Below are 6,082 nucleotides of genomic sequence, written 5' to 3'. Positions count from 1 at the left end.
ATCACGCCCTGCAGGGTCATCAGGGAGGAGCCGACGCCCTTGGGGATCGACGCCGTCGGCGTCGGGGACCGGCCCCTGCGCGAGACCCTGTGGGCCGCGCCGGACACGGCGGCCGCTGCTGCGCAGAGCCGTACCGACGTCGCACAGGCCGGCCTGTTCGCTTTCGAGGTCGCCCTGTTCCGGCTGCTCGCATCGTGGGGGGTACGACCGGACGTCCTGGCCGGCCACTCCGTCGGCGAGCTGGCCGCGGCGCACGTCGCCGGAATCCTCTCGGAACGGGACGCCGTCGAACTGGTCGCCGCCCGAGGGAGATTGATGCAGCAACTCCCGGCAGGCGGCGCCATGGTGTCGCTGGACGCCACCGAAGAAGAGGCCAGGGCGGCGCTGGCGGAACGGGCCAAGGAGCCCGGGCCGGTGGCGATCGCGGCGGTGAACGCCCCACGGTCGGTCGTCGTCTCCGGGGCCGAGCAGGCGGTGCTGGCGGTGGCCGCACGCTTCGAGGCCCGGGGGCGGCGCACCGTACGACTGCGGACCGGCCACGCGTTCCACTCGCCGCTGGTCGAACCGGCGCTCGCGGAGTTCGGCCGTGCGGCGTCGCGCGCCACCTATCGTGAGCCCCGCATCCCGGTCGTCTCGGCCATGACCGGGCGCCGGGCCGACGGAGACGATCTGCGCTCTGCGGCCTACTGGGTCCGCCATGCCCGTGCAACGGTGCGGTTCGCGGACGTCGTACGACATCTGGTGCGTGAGGCGGGGGTGACCGCCCTCGTCGAGGTGGGCCCCGGCGCACAGCTCGTCTCGGCCGCGATGACCACCGTCGAGGAGCCCGGGGACCTGGTCCTCACCCCGACGGTCCGGCCTGGCCGACCGGAGCCCGGCACGGTCCTGGCGGCACTCGCCCGGCTGCACGTGCACGGCACGGCGGTCGACTGGGAAGCCGTGCACCGGGGGCACCCAGGCAGACGTGCCCGGCGGGTGGACCTGCCCACCTACCCCTTCCAACGGGAACGCCACTGGCTGGCCGAGCCTCCTCAGACCACACCGAGCGCGCCCCGGACCACCGTCGGCCATCCGGTGCTGACCTCGACGACCAGCCTCCCGGACACCGGCCGCCTGCTCTGCACCGGCCACCTGGCGGACGCGGACCAGCCCTGGCTGCACGACCACGTCGTCGGCGGACGCCCGCTCGTGCCCGCCGCCGCCCTCGCGGACATGGCGCTCCACGCCGGTGACACCTGCGGGCTGGACCTCCTGGAGGAACTGACGCTGCTGCTCCCCCTGCAACTACCCGGTTCCGGTGGACGTATCGAGGTGCAGGTGGCGCTCGGCGAGCCGGACCCGTCCGGCCGCCGCAGCGTCGACATCCACGCGCGCCCCGAGGATTCCGGCCCGGTCGGTCCATGGACCCACCACGCGACCGGCCGGCTGGGACGATCGACCACCGACCCCGGCCCGGACCGCGGCTCCCAGGAGTCCTGGCCGCCCCCGGACGCCGTCCCGGTCGACCTGACAGGCGCCTACGACCGGCTCGCAGGCGCAGGCTACGCCTACGGCCCGGTCTTCCGGTGCGTGCGGTCCGTGTGGCGGCAGGGCGACGACCTTCTCGCCGATGTGCGGCTCCCCGACGCGGCGCTGGCAGACGCACAGCGCTACGGCATCCATCCCGCGCTGCTCGACGCCGCCGTACACGCATCGTTGCTGGCCCCCGAGGATCCAGGCGAACCCGCACGCCCCGCCGCGACCCGCCTGCCGTTCTCCTGGCGGGGCGTCAGCCGCTGGACCACAGGCGTCGGCGCGCTGCGCGTCCGGCTGCGCTCCACCGGCAAGGACACGCTCACCGCCGACCTCACGGACCCGGCCGGCAGGCCGGTGCTGCGGGTGGACGAGCTGACCACCCGGGTGGTCCCGGGCAGTGCCGGCGCCACCGAACCGGCGCGGCCACGGCCGCTGTACCGCCCCGAGTGGGTCGCCGCAGCCGCGGCCCATCCGTCCGTGCCCGCGCTCAGGGTCGCGTCCCCGGACGACCTCGGCCTGGCGGCGGCGCTCTCGGATGCCGCAGGTGCCGAGGCACTCGCCACCGCATGCGCGCAGGCCTCGGCGCTTGCCTCCCCGTCCACCTCTCCCGACCCTCGCGTCGGATCTCCCGCCGCAGCCGACACCGCGGACCTGGTCGTCTCCCTGACCTCGACGCCCCCGTCCCCCGATCCGTCCGCCGCTGCCCGCGGCCTCGTCACACGCGCCCTGGAAATGCTGCACCACCGGCTGCCCACCCTGGCTGTGGGCTCGCGTCTGATCCTGGTGACCCGTGGTGCCACCGGTCCGGACCCGGACCTGCCCGCCGCAGCGGTCTGGGGGCTGGTGCGCAGCGCTCAGTCGGAGTACCCCGGCCGCATCGCCGTCGTCGACATCGACGACAGCCCGGAGTCGCTGCACCGCCTGACGGCAGCGGTGGCAACCGGCGAGCCCCAGCTCGCGGTCCACGGCGGCAAGGTCCTCGTGCCCCGACTGGGACGGTCGGCCACAGCGCCCTCCCACCCACCTGCGTTCGCACCGGACGGCACCGTGCTCATCACCGGTGGCACGGGGGCTCTGGGCGCACTGCTGGCCGTGCATCTGACGGAGCGCCACAAGGTCCGCAGGCTGGTGCTCACCAGCCGGAGCGGCCCGAAAGCGCCGGATGCACGACGTCTGCGGGAGCAGATCGAGCGGGCGGGCGGTCGGGTGGAGGTGCACGCCTGCGACGGAGCCGACCGGTCCGCACTGGCCGAGGTGATCGACCGGTACGCGGGCGAACTGACCGGCGTGGTGCATGCGGCGGGTGTCCTCGACGACGGCGTGCTGGAGGCGCAGACGCCCGAACGGCTCGCGGCCGTCCTGGGACCGAAGGCGGACGCGGCCTGGCACCTCCACGAGCTGACGAAGGAGCTGCCCCTCTCGCAGTTCGTGCTCTTCTCCTCGGCGGCCGGTCTGCTCGGCAATCCCGGTCAGGCGGGCTACGCCGCCGCCAACGCGTTCCTGGACGCCCTCGCCCTGCACAGGGCCGCCCTGGGGAAGCCCGCGCTCTCCTTGGCATGGGGACCGTGGGCAGGAGCCGAGGGGATGGCCGCCCGTACCGGCCGCACCGGCGACGGCGTGCTGCGCGCCGTCAGCCCTGCCGAGGGCCTTGCACTGTTCGACGCCGCTCTGGAGACGGGCGAGCCGGTCCTCGCGCCGCTGCCCCTGGATCCGGGGACCGGTCCGGCGCGACGACCGGTTCCGCCACTGCTGCAGGGTCTGCTGCCCCCGCCGGGACCCGCGGCAAGCCCGGTGAGGGACCTCGACGGCGGCGGGAGGGCGGGCACGAGCCCGGTGTCCACACACGACTCGCCGGGCGCCTGGCGCGAACGGCTGGCTCGACTGCCCGCCGCCGACCGCGCTCCCGCGCTGCTCACGCTCGTCCGGGAGACGGTGGCCGACGTGTTCGGCCATCCCGACGCGACCGCGGTGAGGGTCGACCGCGCCTTCACGGAACTGGGCCTCGACTCCCTCACCGCCGTTCTGCTGCGCAACCGCCTGGGTCTGCTCACCGGCCTGGAACTGCCCGCCACCCTCACCTTCGACGTGCCCACCACCGAACGGCTGGCCGCCCACCTGCTCGACGCACTGCACGAGTCGCTGCCCCACCCCGAAGGTGCCGCCGGCCCGCCGTCACGCCCCGCCACAGCCCGGTCCCCCCAGACGCTGGCCTCGCTCTACCGCCGCGTCTGCGGCACGGGTGACGTCGTATCGGCGATGCACCTGCTCGTGACCGCCTCGCTGGCCGTCCCCGGATTCGGCCCCGAGGACGCCGCCGCGCAGGTCCTGTCCCCGCTCCGCCTGGCAACGGGCCCGGACGACCGACCGCCCCTGGTGTGCTTCCCCGGGTTCTCCCCGGCCCTCGGCAGGCCCTGGTACGCCGCGCTCGCGCGCCACTTCGACGGTGACCGGGACGTGGTGGAGATGCGGCATCCCGGAGTCACCTCGGGTGACGCGCTGCCGCGCGACTGGCAGACGCTCGTGGATCTGCATGCCGCGACCCTGCGGGAGCAACTGGGCGATCGCCGGCCCGTCCTGCTGGGCTGGTCGATGGGCGGTTTCCCGGCGCACGCCGTGGCGGCGCGGCTGGCGGCGGCCGGCACCCCGCCCGCGGGCCTGGTCCTCGTCGACACCTACCACGTGACGCCCGAGCGGGAGACCGAGCCCTGGCTGCTCGCCCTGCCCGCCCGCGCGGCCCTGGCCATGGGGGAGGGGTTCGACACCGCGGTGGACGACATGGCTCTGGCCGCGCTCGGGGCCTACACCCGGATGCTCCGCGGCCGGCGTCCCGAACCGGTGGACGTACCCGTACTTCTGGTCCGCGCCACCGAGCAGGTTCCGGAGATGCGCACCCACGGCGGCCCAGCGGCGGGGAGTCACGGCTGGCGGTCCTCCTGGCCACAGCCGTCCGACACCGTGGACGTCCCGGGCGACCACTGGACCATGACCGAGGACCATGCACCCACCACGGCGCAGGCGATCCGTGATTGGATCAACGGCCTTGCGGGACCCACCGGTTGAGACACGACGGCCCAGGAGCAGACGCCGTTGCTCCTGGGCCCGCCGCGGACCACAGGGATGTGCCGCTGCTCCGGCCGCTCCGTGAGTCGGGCACGACGGAGCGGCCAGGAGCACGGTCCGCCCCGCGGTCAGCGAGGTGCGGAACGCCCGGCCGCCGTCGGAGCCAGGACTTTCAGTGCCACGGCGGGATGGAACAGCAGAGCCGGAGGGGCCACCATGTTCACCACCCGGACGAACGCGGCCCACACGGCCGCGTCCTGCACCGCCACGCGGAACAGACGCCTGTTGTACCAGTGGGCGAAACGCGCGGCGAGGGGCTGGCGGTCCGGGTTCCACATGAGGTCCGAGTTGGTGGACAGCGTCCAGGGGCCCAGCACCAGGCGGCCCACCTTCTTCTGGAAGTCCCCGGACAGGCCGTCCAGCCGTGCGGACGCGCGCTGGCGGGCCAGCATCCTCTGCAGCAGTTCCGCCTCCATCGCGGCCACGGTCAGCCCCTGACCGTAGACGGGGTTGAAGACGCAGACGGCGTCGCCGAGGGCGATGAGACGCTCCGGCCAGTTCCTGACGGTGTGGTAAGGCCGCCACTGGTTGTCGACGTTGGTGTAGCTGTGGGTCGGCTCCTGGACGGTGCGTCGGCCGATCTGCTCGGCCAGGCGCGGGTTGGTCAGGCTCTCGGCGAAGGCCAGGTAGCCCTTGTCGTCGGTCGGTGGCCGGTCCTGGTGGGCGAACAGCGAGCACGTCCAGCGGTTGCGCTCCACGGCGAGAAGGACACCGGCCCGGGACACCCGGGGAGCGAACAGCATCTGGTACGCGATGTAGTAGTCCGGATGGGCGGGGTGGTCCTCCTCGGGCCGGTCGAAGTTCATGGACGTGTACGTGACCTTGGCCTTCACGATCCGCTTCGGCGGCACGGCGACCCCCATCCCGCCCAGCCAGTCCGCCAGGGAACTGGACCGTCCGGAGGCGTCGACGACCAGATCCGCGGTCAGCTCGACGGGGTCCGCGTCCTGCGGGCGACAGGTCACTCCGCTCACGCGGCCCGAGGGGTCCCGGGTCAGGCCCGTGCACCGCGTGGACGGCATGAGCGTGACCTGGGGAAGCGCGAGCACCTTGCGCCGCAGTCGGCGTTCCAGTTCGTCGCGGGTGAAGGTCTGGATCCTCACGCCCGTGCGCTTGCGGGGCGCGAGCCCCACGGGCAGCAGGAAGTCGATGCCCTCCCCGTAGTCGAAGACCGGCGCCCCCGCGGCCCTCAACTCCTCGCGCAGGCCCGGGAACAGCCGTTCCAGGATCTCCCCGCCCTTGGCCAGCATCGCATGTGCGTGGTAGCCCTGCGGGGCGCCCGGATGAACACCGGTGTCCTCGTCGACTGCGTCCCGCTCGACGAGGACGACCTCCGTGAAGAAGTCACTCAGTACCCGCGCGGTCACCAGTCCCGCGTAACTGCCTCCGATGACAACGGCCTTGCCCCAAGGGCGATGTGTACTCAAGTCGTCTCCCATGTGTGACC

The 6,082-nt window shown here is 73.6% G+C and carries 2 protein-coding genes; one reads left to right on the top strand and one right to left on the bottom strand.

All coding sequences use genetic code 11. The annotated features are described in order from the left end of the window. Nucleotides 1-39 precede the first annotated feature (39 nt). Nucleotides 40-4,575, top strand: a complete 4,536-nt coding sequence (locus AB0H32_RS31280; RefSeq protein WP_361127375.1) for an alpha/beta fold hydrolase — start codon at nt 40-42, stop codon at nt 4,573-4,575. Nucleotides 4,576-4,703: 128 nt separating this feature from the next. On the opposite strand, the gene AB0H32_RS31275 is transcribed toward AB0H32_RS31280, so the two are convergent. Further along, a complete protein-coding gene (locus tag AB0H32_RS31275; RefSeq protein WP_361127372.1) occupies nt 4,704-6,062 on the bottom strand; it encodes an FAD-dependent monooxygenase in 1,359 nt (452 codons plus the stop codon). Nucleotides 6,063-6,082: the final 20 nt, after the last annotated feature.

It is taken from the genome of Streptomyces sp. NPDC020362 (assembly GCF_040642095.1).
Taxonomy (GTDB): Bacteria; Actinomycetota; Actinomycetes; order Streptomycetales; family Streptomycetaceae; genus Streptomyces.
The sequence above is the reverse complement of the archived record's forward strand: the minus strand, read 5'-3'. Positions and strand labels throughout refer to the sequence as shown.